This window comes from Treponema sp. R8-4-B8, assembly GCF_054786175.1.
Genome location: NZ_BDHE01000482.1, coordinates 15462 through 32727, shown reverse-complemented (window position 1 = coordinate 32727; position 17266 = coordinate 15462). Strand labels below are relative to the sequence as shown.

Sequence of the window (17266 nt, the reverse complement as noted above, 5' to 3'; positions counted from 1 at the left end):
ATTTTATACATTAAGCGGTTTATGGAAATAAAAACGGAAAACTCTTAAAGAGGAAAACCAAATTTTAAAAATACCCATAGGCAAAGTTGACAAATGGCTCGTTGACGAAGCGAAAAAAATAGGCCTGGACATAGACGGGTTCGAGCATGAAATAACAGACGAATTTGTCGCTCATATAATGAAAGAACATGGAAATGAAAAGTTTGAAAAGGAGAGAGGGCAAATTGCTGTTAATGAAAGCGACTTTGACAAAATACACGAAATAGTAAAATCCCCTGATCATGTTATGGTTGGCGGAAAATATACGGAAGGGCATGATAAGAATAAATCTTTCATTGCGTATGCAAAAAAGATGAAAGACGGCACAACTTTTTATTATGAAGTGGTTTTAGAAGGGAAAAACAATAAAAGCTTGCGTGGTAAAACAATGTACAAATGGAAAAATGCGATAAACGAACAAAAGTTCCATGACACAATATCAAGCGCATCTGGCATAGACACGTCCAAAACAAAAATAATAAGCCTTGCAGCTATCGGAGGCTATCCCGACCTACGTCCGACCATTAAAGAATCGGGGATGGTAGCCAATCCCACCAAAACGCAAGGCTTATCAACTTCAAATATAACAGAATTCATAAAAAAGTCAAGAGAAATAGAGACGGTCCGTAAAGCCGGTTATGTTCAGGGCGTATGCGAATGCGTCGCCGCCATCGGCGATGACCATGCTTTGGGCAAAAAACTATTAACCGAGATGAAAGTAAATAAAGAAATGGCAAAAAAATTCGCAAACCCTGAAACCTTCAAAAAACTGGAACAAGGGATATTCGCTCCGGAACAGAAACAAGAACAAACTAACGCTATAAAAAGATAAAGGAGAAACAAAATGAATAGGGGAATGATTAAAACCGCCGCCGCCTTGATCGACGCTTTAAAGATTGTAAACGATCTTTTGAAAAACCCACAAGAAACAAGGAGATAAATCATGCAAATAATTATAAGCACTCAAGCCGAATACGATCAAATAGTTAAAGCAAGAAAACACGCGGGAAACGAACTTGTTATTCAAAACAACAAGGATTTCATTGTAGTCAAAACCGACGTTACAGTAGGCAAAAACGGAAAATGCGCCTCCGAGGCGGAAATTACAATTACCGCGAAAGAAAACGGCGTCGTCGCCGCCCAGGGAAAAACCACCGTCATCGGACATGACAATGCGAATATCGTCGCGAAGGGCAATTGTAAAGTTACGCTGCATGACTCATCTTTCGGCAATGTTTACGAGCATTGCCAAATAACGCTCAAAGACTCCTCAAAAGTATCAGCGGACGGCAATTGCACGGTCCACGCCCATGATGAAGCCTCCGTATCCGCCTCCGGAAGCAGCAAGGTTTACACATACCAAAAAGCTACCGCCAAAGGAACGGACGTAACCGCCCTTTCAGGAAAAGGCGAATCCACCCTCATCGGCAATAAAAATTGCTCCATCATGGCAAAAGACAACTGCATAGTCTACGCCAGCGAAAATTGCACGGTACAAGCCGCCGACAACTGCCTTGTCGTAGCGGACAGTTTCGCAAAAATTAAATCGCAGGATAATTGCCTAGTCATGTCAAAAGGCAAGCCCAACATTACAATAACCGACAAATGCGAACACCTTAACCTTGACAACGTAACCGACAAAAACATAATGGGAGCGTTAAAGCAAATGGCGCAGTCAAAAGCGGTTGCCGAGCGCCCATACGTCGCAATCCAAATACTTAAAGACAACATACCCCCGCAGTGCAAGAACGCCGTGGACAGGCGGCTCAACATGATGGGAATAAAAGACCAGAAGGCGGCAAAAAATTATTTATACAGTTTAATTGAAGCCGCCCCCGCCGTAAAGAACCATGCGCCCATCCCCGAGCGCCAGCTTGTTGAAGTGATCGCGAACGCCCGGAAAGCCGGATACGTCCAAGGCGTATGCGAATGCGTGGCGGCCGTCGGCAGCGAACAAAACATGGGCAAGAAACTGTTATCTGAAATGAGCGTGACAAAAGACATGGCGAAGAAATACGCGAGCCCTGACACTTACAAAACCCTCGAAAAAGGCATTTTCGCGCAGAAGGAACAGAATATTGAGCAGACGCAGGGTGTGAAAAGGTAAAAGGATGTTTAAAAATACTTTAATAAAAATGACAGTTCAGGAAATGGAAGCTCTTGATATAAACAGACAGAATTATATTAAAGTTTTTGAATTATCAAGAATTTATAAAAAAAGTTTTATTAAGATTGAAATAAAACAATTTAATGATGATTTTTTTTACGGTCTTCATTACCTATTCAAGGATTATTCGTTGTACAATGAACGCTCACGCGCCGCATTGCGAAAATGGGGAACATATACCAGTTTAGTTGAATGTAAGGAAGCCGCAATAAAAGAAGTCAAGAAAGCGGCAAAATCAGAAATAGAAAAAAATATTGTTAAAAATTTTAAATTCTGAAACAAGTGGATAATATCAATAATATTGGAGTAAACTATGAATACAAACTTCATACTAATAGACGAACAATCTTCCAATCCCGGCGATCAGCTCTCATTTGATTTCCAATCCATTGCGGAAATAAATGATAAGGATAAAAACGCCGTAAAACTTAACATACCCAACGGCGATCCCCAGAGAATAAAAATTCCGTATCTTAACACGCCGGATAATTTTCTAAAAAATTTCGCGGAGATTTCCGTGTTTTTTGAAAGCGATACCGTCGAAGCGGCTAGGCATCTTTTGCGAGTCATGACAAAACCTTCCCGCGATTTAACCCTCAGCAATATGCAAAAAGCCGGTTGCTCCGACAGGGAGAGTTATCACAATTATTTAATGAATTATTTGCAAAAAGAGCGTGAAACACCAAAAAAAATTACCGGCGTTGACGATAAAAAAGTAACTTCAATCGTTAATGAATTCAAGTCTGGAAAAATTGACGAAAACACCGCGAAGGTACGCCTGCGGACAGAGGCGAATTATCCCGAATGGGTAGGAACCGATAAGCTACTTCAAACAAAATCATATCTTGAATGGCTGTCAAAATTGGAAAGGCACAATAAAAGAAAATATGACTTTATAAATACGTTACTACCGCAAGAACAGTTTAGAGCCAGAGAATGGCTTGGCGATAAAAAATATCTTTTTAACGGCGAAAGCAAAAGCATAGGCAATTACATCAACGAACAAATGGACGCGGGGACCCTAGCTTTAACAGGCAACGGCGTCAACGGGTATAATCTCGGCAAATACGGCAATTTATTCGCTAAACATTTAATTGACGGCCTTCAAAAAACATTCTTTGGCGGAAAGCTGACTAGGGAACAAGCTCAAGAAGCAATTAATAATTTTGTAGTAGTAGGGACTAATTCTGATGCTGTCGCTGAAGCTATAGACATTGCAACGAATTATGATAAAAAAGGCATATCGAAGGAAGAGGCCATAAAAAAAATAGTCAGTCTTGGATTCCCCGAACATGAGGCTTTAGGAACTATTGAGGAACACTACAAACTAGGCAAATTAAACGAAAAATACAAACAAGAAAAAGCAGATAGATTAAAGAAAATCAAAGCCGATTATAACGCTGGAAAAATAGATTATGATAAAGCAGTTGATCTGGCTGCAAGTATTTATGAAGAATACGATTTAGTAAGTGGTATTGAAAACTTTAAAGAAGAAATTAATAATACTGAAAAAAACAAAGAAGACCCCGCACAAGAACACACCGTTGACCAGTCAGTAAAAGATGACCTCACTTTTTTAGAAAATCAAATAACAGAAATTTATAAAGAAATTGCGGAAACTGGCAAACAAACAAACAACGAAAACTTTGTTGAAACCCCCGCGCAAGTACAAGAAAAAGAGACTGCTCAATTCCGTCCCTTCGGCGCGTGGACGGATTTTAATTCCCGCCTTTCTTTGCAGGAAAGGGAACGCATGAATAAAGAAGCGGTCGCGGTACTTGAAAAAGCTGAGAAAGGCACGATAAGCGACATTGAAAAATCCATCCTCCGCCGTTACAGCGGCTTTGGCGGCATTTCCGCAAACAATGAGCGAGGCGTGTTATACGATTACTACACCTCTCCGCCGGTCGCCCGTCTTGTTTGGCAGCTGCTTGACAAGTCAGGACATATTAATTCAGGCGCGAAAATCCTTGAGCCGTCCTGCGGAACCGGCGTGTTTTTTGAATACGCCCCAAAAGATAAAAACCTGTCCTTTACCGGCGTGGAACTTGATGAAAGAACGGCGCAAGTTGCGAAACATCTTCACTCTTCAGATAACATCGAAATATTTAACCAAAGCTTTGAAGCGTTTAATCTTTCCGGAAAGTCCGGAACGTTTGATCATATTATCGGCAATGCGCCATTCGGAGAACGTGGCGCTTCTTTGTCGGCGCTCGATATGCCTGAAGAAAAATCGCTTGACAATTATTTTGTCAGCCGCTCAATCGACAACTTAAAAGACAACGGCACTATGGCGTTAATTGTCGCTCCCGGAGTACTGGAAAACAAAACCAACGAGGAATTCAGGTTGTCGTTAAATAAAAAAGCGCAGTTTGTCGGAGCGATTAAATTGCCCAACCGCAGTTTTCATCATACCCATACGCAGGTAATGCCGGACATTCTCCTGTTCCGCAAGTACCCTAAAGACATTCAAGACCGGCTTTCCGCAATCGATGACGCAACTTTCAAAACATCGCCGTTATATGACAATGATTTTGTAAGCGGCGCATACTTTGAAAAACACCCCGAACACGTCGCCGGCACATTGAGCGAAGGAACAGGGCAGTGGGGAAATGACGAAATTAAAGGCGATATAACGCCGGAAAGCATAGATCAAATTCTTGCCTCATTCAAACCGGCGAATATAATTTCAGAGGATATTTTTACTCAGACAAGAGACAATTTTGAACTTCCCGAAATTTCAGAAAAAAAAGATAACTTACATTTATCAGCCGATGAAATAGAGCAAATTGAGAATAAAACTCTTACTCGCGGAGCGGTAAAAATCTCTGAATACAACACTTATATTCTTTCAAAAAATAATTCATGGACATTTGTTTCCGATAACAAAAATCTTGCCCGTAAATTAACGGAAATAATAGCTATATCTGAAAGTATTCACAAAATACAAGAAGAAATGAAGGCAGAAAAGGACGTTATTTACATTAAAGAAAAACAGAATAATTGCCGTGAGTTGCTTAATAATTACTTTAAAAGATTCGGCGCTTATCCTGTTGATGACACAGACATAAAACGCTTTACCCGTGAAAATCCCGCCGTGCAAGGAATTTATGAATCATTTTTAAAAACAGATGATCCGCTTTTAACTCAAGACAACGTATACCGCAAACAGGTTGAAATTCTTGACGGGCATAATACCGCCGTGTCGGCGCTCTTGTCGCTCCGTGAAAGAATGAAGGACGCGGACGAAGAAACTATTAAAACGTTCTTCCCGGACACAGCCGATGAACTTATAGCCGAAATGCGAGATCATAAAGACATTTTCTATACAACAGAAGGTTTTTATCAGTTGCGTGAAGATTTTATTTCCGGCGACGCATGGAAAAAAATCGACGAATTAAAAAACAGGGCTGAAAAAGCCGTCCTTATAAGCGATTGGGAAAAACAAAAAATGCTCTACGGAGCCGCAGAGCTTGAAAAAGCCGTAGGCTGGACGCCCATCGAGGAAGCTGATTTTTCCCCGCGTTCTTCTTGGGTTCCTCAGGAAATCGTGCGCGAATGGGCTTCAAGCGAGGAAGCCCTGGGAAACAGCCAGCTTGCAAATCTCGCAAAGAATGACGAAGGCAAATGGGGAATTATTTATATAGGGGAATGGCAGGAATATCCCGATCCGCTCGTCTATTATCTCAACGCCCAAAAGCAGCGCAGTAAATATTACGATACGGACGCTTTCAATAAAGAACATGACGACCTTTTCCGCTCTTTTATCTCCAACCATGAAAATTACCGCACTCAGCTTGAATCTGAATATAACCGTAAATTTAAAACGCATATCACGGCTCCGGTTAAAACATATCCTGTTGAAATCGCCGGATGGAATGACAAAAGCAAAGGTGGAAAAGACGTAAAACCCCACCAATGGCAGTCCGTACATCACCTTTACCGCAACCAATGCGGTATCTCCGCTTTGGGAACCGGCTTTGGCAAAACTGTTACGTCAATAGCCCTCATGTCCCTGTTAAAACAGGAAGATAAAGCGCACCGCGTGTTTCTTCAGGTTCCCAACAATAAAATAAAAGACTGGATAGAAGAAATAAACTCCGTTATGCCGTCCCTTAAAATAGCCTCCATCGATCCGGAAGAGCCTGGCTATTCCAGCCGCGACAAGCGTTACGCAAAATATAACGCTATGGCGAGAAGCGACGCGGATATTATCCTTATGCCGGAAAGCTCCGCAAGCGAAATTCAATTAACCGCCGAAAATGACGCCCGCATCACCTCAAAAGTTTCAATGCTCTACAAAATGGAGAAATCTGGCAATACCGCCCGGCAGCAGGAAATGGCCGCGCTTAAAGGCGAATACAAAGCCGCTTCCGGAAAGGCCAACGTCACGGTTACTTTTGAGGACTTCGGCTGCGACGCCATTTTCGTGGATGAAGCCCACCGGTATAAAAACTTGTTCAGTTCGTCGCTTTCGCGTGAAACCGGCATGAATGACGGCAGACAGTCCGCGAAAGCCATGTCCCTATATAAAAAATGCGATTATATCAGGGAGAAAAACAACGGCAAGAACGCGTATCTTTTAACCGCCACGCCGCTTACCAATTCGCCGCTCGAATACTACAACATGATGCAATACGTCGCTCCGGAGGAGCTGCGGCGCATGGGCGTTACCACCATTGACGGCTTTATCCGCGAGTTTGCCAACATCGAGCAGGGATGGCTCTATGACTGGTCCAACGGGCAGGCTAAACAAGGTAATATTCTTACAGGTTTTAAAAATCTGTCCACGCTTCAAAATTTGTTTTTCGCTTACACCGACTTGCAAAACAATCCCGAAGCCATCGGCCTTGACAAGCCGTTATCTGAAAACCACCCGCATGTCATCGCCGCAGACAAAAAACAAATGGAAGCCGTTAAAGCGGTTTCCGTCGAGCTTGACCGCTATAAATCTCTTGATTTCAAAGACCGCCAGATCGAGTTTCCCGGGCAAAATTTTCTTACGTTCTATTCCCAGATGCGCACGGCGAGCCTTGACTTGGAACTTTACGATCCCGCCAAATACAAAGGCTGGAAAAATCCAAAACTTGAAACTCTTGCGAATAACGTCTTTACAAATTATCAAAATACGAAAGGCGGTCAGGTTATTTTTTGCGACAGGGTTTTTTCTTCAGACGCGAGTTTCAATATTCACGATAAAATCAAAAACGAGTTAATCAACCAGGGATTCAAAGAAAAAGACATTGTCATCGTCAACGGCTTTACAAAAAGCGGGGGAAATAAAAGCGACAGCTCGATTGAAAAAGAAGTTTCAAAAGCCATCGCGGATTATAACGCCGGAAAGTATAAAGTGATAATAGGCTCCACAGCCTGCATCGGCGAAGGCGTTAATTTGCAGAAAAACTCGTCAGCCGTACATCACTTTGACATTCCGTTCAGACCATCGGACTTTATACAGCGCAACGGTCGCGTTGACAGGCAGGGAAACGAACAGGATAAGGTCAGCCTCCACACCTACCTCGCTTCCGGAACAATCGACAATTATTCGGTCAACCTCGTGCAGAGAAAAGCCAACTGGATCGATCAAATGCTCCGCACCAAGTCAGAAGTTTTTACAAACCCCAATGACGAGAACTCAATCGACGCGGACGAATTACTGTTAGCGTTGACGGAAGAATGGGGGGACAAGGACGCGGCGGTAAAACGCAAGGAAGCCCTTGAAAATCAAAAACAGGCAAAAATAAAGGAAGCTCAGGAAAAACAGATGAAAGCCAACCTTAAAAGCCTGTCCCTCGCCCGGGGCGCCCTATTGCCGTTAAAAGAAAACACTGCGGAATACAAAAAACGCATGGCGCAAATCATGTCTCTTGAAACGTCTTTAAAAAATAATCCCGTATTTGCAAAACATGATCTTTTGAACAATCATGATCCGTTCTTATACGACCATAATTCCAATAGAATATACCGCAAAAATGACGTTATTATCATCTGTTCCGGAACATATCTTATTGATAATTTTAATTTTAAAAAACAGAAACTTTTATGCGCGAAAATTGAAAGCGATGAAGAACAGAAAGAACGTATCAGCCAGGCAAGGGCGCGCGGATATGGAAATTCAGAAAAAATTATTAAAAAAGATTTTTCACTTTCCGAATTAAGCGGAAACGCCCATAAATATTCACCTAACGAAGTGTTATATCATTTTCAAAAAACTTCAAAAGAAGAACAGGAAATATTAAAAAATATCGAAAACGAAAAATTTTACAAGTACCCGGACAATGTAAAAGAAAAATATTATGACATACACGCCGCGTTAATAATGCGAGATTACCACGGCAAATTTACCCCGGGCTTTTTTTCAGTCTTAAAAGACGGCGTCCTTGAGGTGAAAGAAAGCCGTTATTTTTCGGTAAGCGACGAAAAACCGTTAAACCCTTTCTCAGCCGAAGGAAAAACGGCCATTCTCGCTGCTGCTAAAAAAGGCGTAAAACTTCCCTATTACGATAATGACGATTTAATTGATACAATTGGCAGCACCGTTCCGGAATTGAAGGATTTAATCGTTCAATCCGTCAATAAGGAGAAAGAACTTATCAACGCAAAAATACAGGAAGAAGCCTTAAAAAAAGAACTAAAGAAACAACAAGCTATGGAAAAAATAAAAACGATGGAAAGCCGTATCCATGTTACCGGCGTCCGCATATAATAAATAAGGAGTAACCATGTATTACACAAACGAATTCATTGACGAACTTGAAACAAAAGTACAGCTTGACAGAGTAATGTACGCCAACATACAGGCGCACAACGTCGCCAAAATGCTCGCTGATAACAAAGCGGCATATAAAATGTTCGGCGTTTACTGGTGGAACGTGAAAGAAGCCCTGCGGAAACACGTCAACAACAAAGAATGGTACTGCCGCCTTCAGGACGATCCGCTCATGAAAGAACGGGGATGGCACGGCAGCGAATTCAGAACCATGTTAGCCGCCATGTACCACATGAACGAACATCATGAAATCACTTCCGACCATGTTTGGTACGACAAAGACGGCAATGCCCATAATTACACCCTCTTTGATCCGGACGCGGAGTGTTAATATCTATGATCTTACCCATATTCTTTGGAATACTATTCTTATCAATAGCCGTACTCTTCTCAGGCGGCTCCATATACCTCACGTTCTTTAAAACGGACATTGACATATAATTTTATTTTATGAAACTGATTGACATAATAATAATTTCCCTATGCGTCATCGGATTGATTTATTTCGCGTTTGACCGCCTCAAATATTCAAATTTAAAAGCGTTCCATAAAAAACTGGAAAGGTTGAACGAATTAAAAAAAACAATCGCCGCCGTTGAAAACGACAATAAAAAAACGGAGGATTTTATTAAATCAATAAACGCGGATACCGTTTACGACGATGAAACCCTTGAAAGGCTCATCAATTACAGGGATAACGAAGAAAAATTGGATGATTTAAAAAACGAACAAAGAAAAATCGAACTGTATATAAAGAACGCGCGTTCTTATTTTAAAAATTATATGTTTTAAATATTTAAGGATTTTATTATGAGCAACGACAACGAATTCCTCCGCGGCAAGCCCCGCGACGTAAAAGACGAACAGGCCTTTAACTTCCTTATGAAAGTAATCACCCTCGCCGCTATCTTCATCGGAATATGGGCTGGAACGCAGCGCTTCTGCCGTTTTGTCGATTATGATCCCGGATGGGTCGGCAAACCTTTTTACACCGTTCACATTGGCGCTAAATTTTCTTACCCTCTTTATAACCCCTTCTTAATATTTTACTGGACGCTCATGTATTTCAGGCGTACCGACATCCACCATCTCCTTTACCGCGCCTATAAAATAATAGGTTACACGTCAATTTCCGCAGTCGCTTTTTATTTCCTTATAGAATTCGTCCTAATGAAATTTATTTCCCAAAACATTTTCGGCACTGCCCGCTGGGGAAATAAAAAAGACTTGAAAAAATCCGGCCTCCTTCAGACGAAAGGCGGCATGGTTTTAGGGCAGCTTTCCGACGCCGATGTTTACTCGGCTTACGACAATAAAAAAGACAGCGTTATTCTACATCTTAAAAAACCGGCCCAGAAAATTATCCAGTCGGGCATTTACAACACGCTCCTCTCGGCTCCCACAAGAAGCGGCAAAGGCGTGTCAAGCGTCATGACGACGCTTTTGTCTTACGCCGGAAGCGTCATCGTCCTCGACTTTAAAGGGGAAAGTTTTAAGTATACGTCAGGATTCAGAAAGAAATTCGGCAAGGTTTACCGGTGGGACCCCACGGGCGACAAAGGACACCATTTTAACCCCCTTATGGAAATCCGCTCCGGCGAAGATGCGTTCAGCGACGCGAATCTTCAGGCGGACATTTTAACGACGCCGGCATCGGGCGGAGGCAACGCCACTTCCGAGCATTTCCAGGTCGGCGCGAAAGATTTTCTTACCGCCGTAATACTTCATTGCCGCTTTTCCGACTGGAAGGACAAAAGCCTCCCCGGCTGCCGCAAATTTTTATCGCAAAGCGATCCGGCTGAACCGGACAACAAGAATTACATATACGACCTTATGATCCATTCAGACCACGGCGATGAATTGATACATCAGGCGGTCGTTGAAGGAGCGATGGCTCAGCGCAACAGGCCGAAAGACGAGGGCGGCTCCATGCTCTCCACCGTCAATAACGCCCTCGCCGTGTTCGGAGACCCGAAAATAGCGCGTAACACTTGGAATTCCGAATTCTATATCGACGAATTTCAGGAAACTAACGTGCCTATCTCCCTTTACCTCACAATACAGTACAACGACGTCGCCCGTATCGCCCCTTTGTTAAGGCTGTTCATCACTTTATTTTCCAGAAAATTCACGGGCGGTGAAACCGACGCGAACGCCAGAAAATTCAAAGTGCCGATTCTTTTCATCCTTGACGAATTTGACAAGCTCGGGCGCATGGACGAGCTTGAAATGAACATGGGCATCCACAACGGATTCGGCATCCATTATTTCCTGATCTTCCAGTCGTTAAACCAGCTTAACAAAATTTATACTAAAGACCATTCTTTCCTCGCCCACGCCCGCAACACGATAATATACGCGCCCGGCACGGGGGAAACTGAGACGGCGGAGCTTGTTTCTAAAATATGCGGAAAGGAATCCATCAGCCGCACCAATATCTCATATTCCGGCGGAAAAGCCCAAGTCGGCTATTCCAATAAAAACATTTCCGCGCAGGATCAGGAGCGCAACCTTATAAACGCCGACGAGGTCATGAAAATGCCCCTTGATCAGCTTATCCTATTATGCCAGGGCCTGCCTCCGTATATGGGCAAAAAGAACGTTTACTACGAAGACCCTGTTTTTAAAGGACGCATATTTCCTCCGGCGTTCACGACGCGGGAAGAAGCCCTTAAACTCGCCGCTTCCACGATTAAAAAAATTAATAAACGTTACTTGTCCGATCATGTGGGAGGCTCCTACCGCTCCGCCGACATGAGCGACGACGAGATAGCCGACATGTGGGATATGGTTGGCGATCTCTATAACGAGCCTGACGAACCCCCCGCGTCCGCGCCGGCGGGAAAATTTTCTGGCAACCATGATTCAAATAACTTTAATTTTTTAAAATAAATATTTTTTATGAAAAACAATAAAAACGCGAAACGCCTAGACGGCAAAAAAATACTCGTCGCCCTCACAAACAGGCTCGAAGCCGACATGCGCTCCTTCCGCCGCGATAAAAACATAGAAAGCGAAAGCGAGCTTATCAGGCAGGCCATCGGCAATTACATATATTCCGACTACGCTGACGAAACCCTCAAACTCCAGGGAATGAATAAAATCCAAGAGCAAATAACCGAATTGCGCGACATGATCGACATCGTTTTCAAATATTTGGTCAGGTTCCATATCAGCATGTTGGCATACCACCCCGAAATTGACGGGCAGTTCGCGGACGCCGCCTACCTGTCCGCCGTTCACAGGCACGACAAATTTTTTAACGCCATACAGGAATCCCTCAGAACGGATCCGCCGCTCTTCGAGCGGCTGCTTCATAAATATTATTCGGAGGACGGCGATGGGAAAAATTGAGGACGAAGCCGAAATCCGCAACCGCCAGATGGAAAACCTGCTCTGCGACCTTGAAACACTTATCCCGTTCTTTGAAACTAAAACAATTACTGACATTTACGTTTACGGCGGGGGAAACGTCTACGTCGAAGATTTTGAAAAAGGCTCTTATGACACGGGTATAGTATTGTCCATCTCCGACCGCATGAGGATCATTTACAGCCTCTCAAGCGTCGTAAACATCCCAATCGACAAATGGGCGAGGCCCACTCTTGAAAGCATCATCCCAAAATACAACATCCGCACCACCGCCATCCTCGACCCCTGGCTCTTGGCGCCCGAAATCACTTTCAGAAGGCCGGCCGAAAAAATATTCACTCTTGAGGAATACCTCCAACAAGGAAAAATCTCCCGGGAGTTATACGACAAAATTATTTCGCACATCGAAAAACGCGGCAACATCGTCATCTCGGGCGCCACGGGAAGCGGCAAGACCACTTTTACAAACGCCTGCATAGAAAAAATGTGCGAACTTACCCCTAATGAGCGCGTGTACATCGTTGAGGACACTCCTGAACTTCAATGCCGCAGCTTCTTTAAAACTCAGCTGTACATCCGAAAGGAACAGGCCGTCACCGCGATTCAGACCGCCCTGCGCTGGACGCCGAAACGCATCATCTTCGGCGAAATCCGCTCCGGCGAAGTCGCGGTAGAACTCCTTGAGGCGTGGAACACCGGGCATCCGGGCAACGTCACCACCATCCACGCTGACAGCGCCGCTTCCACCATACCACGCATCGAGGGGCTTCTCCGCCAGGTCATTAAAGGCCAGTTGCCCGACCTCGCGGAAACCATAGGCCTCATCGTCCATCTTAAAAACAAACGCGTCGTGGAGGCGCTCACCATCAGCGAAATAAGGGAGGGTAAAAACATGCCGTAACTTTTTCAATCTCATTTTTCATTTATTTAAAAACGTTTTATTTTCTTTCAAATCAATTTTTTTAAGGAGTATTTTATGAAAAATTCACAAATGAAAATTATGTTTCTGTTCTTATTGCTCGCCGCGGCTATGCCGCTGTTCGCGGCCGGCGACCTGGGATCCTTGGGTCTGGGGGGCTTGCAAAGTTTTGGGGAAACAGTCCAGGGAATTTTTACGGGCGACCTTACGCGCGTCATTCTTGTCTGCATTCTCGCAGGATGCGGCATAGCTTACGCTTTCAATAAGGACAATGAAAAAATGAAGCGCAACATCATAGCCATCGCCATTGGAATTTTAATTCTAACCGCTGCTTCTTCAATCGTTGGCGCGTTAAAATCCGCGGCTAAATCATCATAAGTAGGCATAAAATTATGATTGACATGAGCGAATACAAACTTCCAGTACACAAATCGCTGTTGCAGCGCGAAATGATCGGCGGCGTCCCCCAGGCGGGAATGCTCATAGTATTCTTGCTCGCCATCGTCTTCTGTTACGGTTTACGCCTCTACTTCGCCGCCGTCCCCATCGCCCTCCTTTACTTCGTTATGCGCCACTTCACGAAACAGGACCAGTGGGGCATCGACATGCTGCTTGAAAACATAATGCAAAAGGACAGGTTAATCCCGTGAGCCGGAGCTTCGAATTTTTCTATCATCACCTCCCCTGGAATTTTATCACCAAATTCCACGAAGGCGTCGTCATCCACAAGGACGGCATCCTCCAGCGCACTTTCGCCTACCGCGCCCCCGACATCGACTCTTCCGGCGCCATGGAAATTAACGCCCTCGCCCTGCGCGTCAACGACTTCGCCAAACGCCTGGGCTCCGGCTGGGCGTTCCAGTTGGAAGCCCAGCGCTTCATGCTCCAAGATTATCCCCGCTCCCGTTTTGACTCGCTCGCCCCCTTCCTCATCGACCGCGAGCGCGACCTCTCCTTCAATTCAGAAGGCAGACATTTCGACTCAAGCTATTACCTCACCTTCATCTGGCGGCCTCCCTCTGAAAGCGTTAAAAAACTCGTTTCCATGTTCATTAACAGCGGCGGCCAGGACGGCGCGAGCGTTAAACAAAACGTCGAATTCTTCGTGAACGAATCCGACTTGGTGGCGAGCCTTCTTTCCAACAACCTTACCCTCGAACCCCTCGATAACGACGAAACCGTGGCTTTCCTTCATTCCTCAATCTCTTTCAAACGGCTTGAAATCTATTACCCCCATACTCAAATTTTCCTCGACCGCGTCCTTCCCGACAGCGAGCTTGACAACGACATTCCCATGAAGCTCGGAGGCTATTATATTCCCATAGTGGGAGTCAACGACTTCCCCGATGAAACCTACCCCGCCATCCTCAACGGCCTCAACCGCGCCCGCATCGAGTACCGCTGGGTTACGCGCTACATCTGCCTCGACAAGGAAGAAGGCGTCAAAGAAGCCAGAAAAAAAGAAAAAGCCCACAGGGGCAGCAGAAAATCCTTCATGCAGACCCTCGCCGAACAGACTTCGGGCGAACCGGCTAAAGCCCTCAACCACGGCGCGGGCGTTAAGGAAAACGACTCCATAGAGGCGGGAATTGATATCGATAACGACGTCGCCGCCCTGGGCTATCTCACAACCTGCGTCATGGTTTGGGACGCTTCCCTTAAAAAAGCGAAAATAAAAGCAGACCTCGTCAAAACCCTGATCAACGCCAAAGGCTTCACTTGCAAAGACGAGAATATAAACGCCTTCGAAGCCTTTAAATCCATGCTCCCAGGCCAAATATACGCCAATTACCGCGCCCTGCCCGTCATGACGAATAACATGGCTCACGTCGTTCCCCTGTCGTCAGTCTGGACCGGCGTCCGGTCAAATAATCACGCGTCAGCCGTCACCGGCGTGGACACGCCACACCTTATATGCGCCACCATCGAAGGCACGCCGTTCTATATGTCGCTTAACGTCGGAGACGTCGGCCATTCCGCCGTCTGGGGGCCCACCGGCGGCGGCAAATCCACCCTGCTCAACCTCCTTGAAATGCAGGCTTTCAAATACCCCGGCTCCCTCGTCATCGTTTTCGACAAAGGCCGCAGCTGCAGGCAGCCCTGCCTGGCGTGCGGAGGCCTGTTCTACGAGCCCGCCGCCGAAAACGCCGACGGCGTCAATTTCCAGCCGTTACGCGCCCTTGAAACCGACAGGGACATGATGGACGCCATCGACTTTATCGAATCCTGCCTAACCGTCAATAAGCTGGACGTTCCGCCTCAAATGCGGGCAGCGATCAAAGAAAGCCTTGAAAAAATGCGCGATGAAAAAGTCGCCCCGCGCCGCCGCACCATAACAACGTTCCTTCAATACGTAAACTACCAGGACCCGGACACCGGCAGGCCGGTCATAAAAGACATGTTAGGCGATTATATGCTCGGAGGCAAATACGGCAGGATTTTTGACGCCGAATCCTCGGAGCTTTCCCTGGACTCCCGCTTCCTCGCCATTGAAATGGAAGCCCTGATGAACCGCGGCGAAAACTGCGTAGTCCCCGCCCTCGTTTACCTTTTCAATTACATTGAAAGAAAATTCGACGGCCGCCTCACCCTCCTGATCCTTGACGAGGCGTGGCTCTTTCTTAAAAACGAAACCTTCTCCGAAAAAATCGCCGAGTGGCTTAAAGTCCTCCGCAAAAAAAACGTCTACGTGGTATTCGCCACCCAGGACGTCGCCGATGTCGCCAACTCACCTTTAAAGACCACAATTATCCAGCAATGCCTCACGAAAATTTATCTCGCGGATCCGTCCGCCCTCACTCCGGGCATGACGAAAGTCTATCAGGAATTCGGCCTTACCGATTCTGAAATCTCCCTCATTGCCTCCGCGACCATGAAAAGGGATTATTTCTACACCAGCCCCCTCGGGCGCAGGCTCTTCCAACTCGACCTCGGACGGCTCACCTTAGCCCTCATCGGCTCCCCCGATCACGCGCTCCTCGACGAACTCGCCTCCGCTTATGAGCCGGGAAGCCCGTTATGCGCTCAAATACTGGCCGCTAAAAATATTAATTATAAATATCTTCTTGACGAATACGCTCCGGCCGACCCGCGGCCCTTGCCGCGCTCAACGCCGGTTCATATAAAAGATAACGCTTTACAGCCTTCGGGGGAAATTACTGAGAAAAATGAAAAACCGGCGCCTGAAGAAAAAACTGAAGTTTCAAAAATCGCCGGACTGCTGGACGCCGTTTCCGCCCTGCCGGAAAGAAAGAAAAACGACGGGTCCGGAAGGGCCGCCGCCGCCGTCGCGAATCAGTTTAACATTTCAGTCTCAGCCGTTTATCAGGCCAGCGCCGTCCTCAAACACGGCGCTCCCGAACTTGTTGAAGCCCTGCGAAACGGAGCCATCCCAATTAAAACCGCCTATAAAAAAACGCTCAAAGAAAGGGACCGCGAGACTGAAAAAGCCGCGGGATAAATATTGGCGAATTTCAACCCGGCAAACCATTCCGCCTTTCTTAACGCCGTTTCCACGCTGCCGGAAAGAAAGAAAAATGACGGATCGGGAAGGGCCGCCGCCGCCGTCGCTGATCAGTTTAACATTTCAGTCTCAGCCGTTTATCAGGCCCGCGCGGTTCTTAAACGCGGCTCCCCCGAACTTATTAACGCGTTACGCGACGGCGACATTCCGGTCAAAACCGCTTATAAAATATTATTAAATAAAAAAAGCCTTCCCCTTATTGGGGAACGCCGTTACGGCAGGGAGAAAATCATGACATTAAACGGTTTTGAGGACATATCCTACCTGAAGGATTCCGCCTCCATTTTAAAGGAAATAAAGAACGTCGAAAAAACGCTTAATGACTCAGGCTACGCTTCGGCCGTCACGCCCCGTTTTTACCTTGAAAAAAACAACATGAGCTTCGACATAAGGGTTTCGTTTGCCATGCCCCAATCCCGCGCTGAGGAGTAAAACCGGCTTTACAATATTGCTTCTCATAAGGTTTTATGAGATAAT

General features: G+C 45.5%; 13 protein-coding genes. All 13 read left to right on the top strand.

Features of this window, described 5'->3' with window-relative positions:
• Positions 1-61: 61 nt before the first annotated feature.
• The 13 genes from ACYVRA_RS10640 to ACYVRA_RS10580 all read left to right on the top strand — a co-directional run bounded on the left by ACYVRA_RS10640 (position 62) and on the right by ACYVRA_RS10580 (position 17221).
• On the top strand, positions 62-871 hold the full coding sequence (locus tag ACYVRA_RS10640) for a PBECR3 domain-containing polyvalent protein (protein ID WP_461252709.1): 810 nt from the start codon (positions 62-64) through the stop codon (positions 869-871).
• Positions 872-982: 111 nt separating this feature from the next.
• Complete coding sequence (locus tag ACYVRA_RS10635) at positions 983-2146, top strand: hypothetical protein (RefSeq protein ID WP_461252680.1); 1164 nt, start codon at positions 983-985, stop codon at positions 2144-2146.
• 4 nt (positions 2147-2150) lie between these two features.
• A complete protein-coding gene (locus ACYVRA_RS10630) occupies positions 2151-2483 on the top strand; it encodes a hypothetical protein (RefSeq protein WP_461252679.1) in 333 nt (110 codons plus the stop codon).
• A gap of 36 nt (positions 2484-2519) precedes the next feature.
• Complete coding sequence (locus tag ACYVRA_RS10625) at positions 2520-8912, top strand: SNF2-related protein (RefSeq protein WP_461252678.1); 6393 nt, start codon at positions 2520-2522, stop codon at positions 8910-8912.
• A gap of 16 nt (positions 8913-8928) precedes the next feature.
• Positions 8929-9306, top strand: a complete 378-nt coding sequence (locus ACYVRA_RS10620; RefSeq protein ID WP_461252677.1) for a hypothetical protein — start codon at positions 8929-8931, stop codon at positions 9304-9306.
• Positions 9307-9425: 119 nt separating this feature from the next.
• Positions 9426-9767, top strand: coding sequence for a hypothetical protein (locus ACYVRA_RS10615; RefSeq protein ID WP_461252676.1), 342 nt, complete (start codon positions 9426-9428; stop codon positions 9765-9767).
• Between the two features lie 18 nt (positions 9768-9785).
• Positions 9786-11867 carry a type IV secretory system conjugative DNA transfer family protein gene (locus ACYVRA_RS10610; RefSeq protein WP_461252675.1) on the top strand — a complete coding sequence of 694 codons (2082 nt, stop codon included), beginning with the start codon at positions 9786-9788 and terminating at the stop codon, positions 11865-11867.
• A gap of 9 nt (positions 11868-11876) precedes the next feature.
• Positions 11877-12329 (top strand): hypothetical protein, encoded by a 453-nt coding sequence (locus tag ACYVRA_RS10605; RefSeq protein ID WP_461252674.1) that lies wholly within the window; start codon positions 11877-11879, stop codon positions 12327-12329.
• Positions 12316-13248, top strand: a complete 933-nt coding sequence (locus tag ACYVRA_RS10600; RefSeq protein WP_461252673.1) for an ATPase, T2SS/T4P/T4SS family — start codon at positions 12316-12318, stop codon at positions 13246-13248. Before ACYVRA_RS10605 ends, ACYVRA_RS10600 begins: the two co-directional genes overlap by 14 nt.
• Before the next feature lie 75 nt (positions 13249-13323).
• The gene (locus ACYVRA_RS10595) at positions 13324-13644 is read left to right on the top strand and encodes a TrbC/VirB2 family protein (RefSeq protein WP_461252672.1); all 321 of its coding nucleotides are present in this window, start codon (positions 13324-13326) and stop codon (positions 13642-13644) included.
• Between the two features lie 14 nt (positions 13645-13658).
• Positions 13659-13916, top strand: a complete 258-nt coding sequence (locus ACYVRA_RS10590) for a VirB3 family type IV secretion system protein (RefSeq protein ID WP_461252671.1) — start codon at positions 13659-13661, stop codon at positions 13914-13916.
• Entirely contained in the window at positions 13913-16726 is a 2814-nt protein-coding gene (locus tag ACYVRA_RS10585; RefSeq protein ID WP_461252670.1) for a TraG/VirB4 family ATPase, read from the top strand. The genes ACYVRA_RS10590 and ACYVRA_RS10585 overlap by 4 nt, the downstream gene beginning before the upstream one ends.
• Positions 16727-16729: 3 nt before the next feature.
• Positions 16730-17221 carry a hypothetical protein gene (locus ACYVRA_RS10580; protein WP_461252669.1) on the top strand — a complete coding sequence of 164 codons (492 nt, stop codon included), beginning with the start codon at positions 16730-16732 and terminating at the stop codon, positions 17219-17221.
• The last annotated feature ends 45 nt before the right edge of the window (positions 17222-17266 follow it).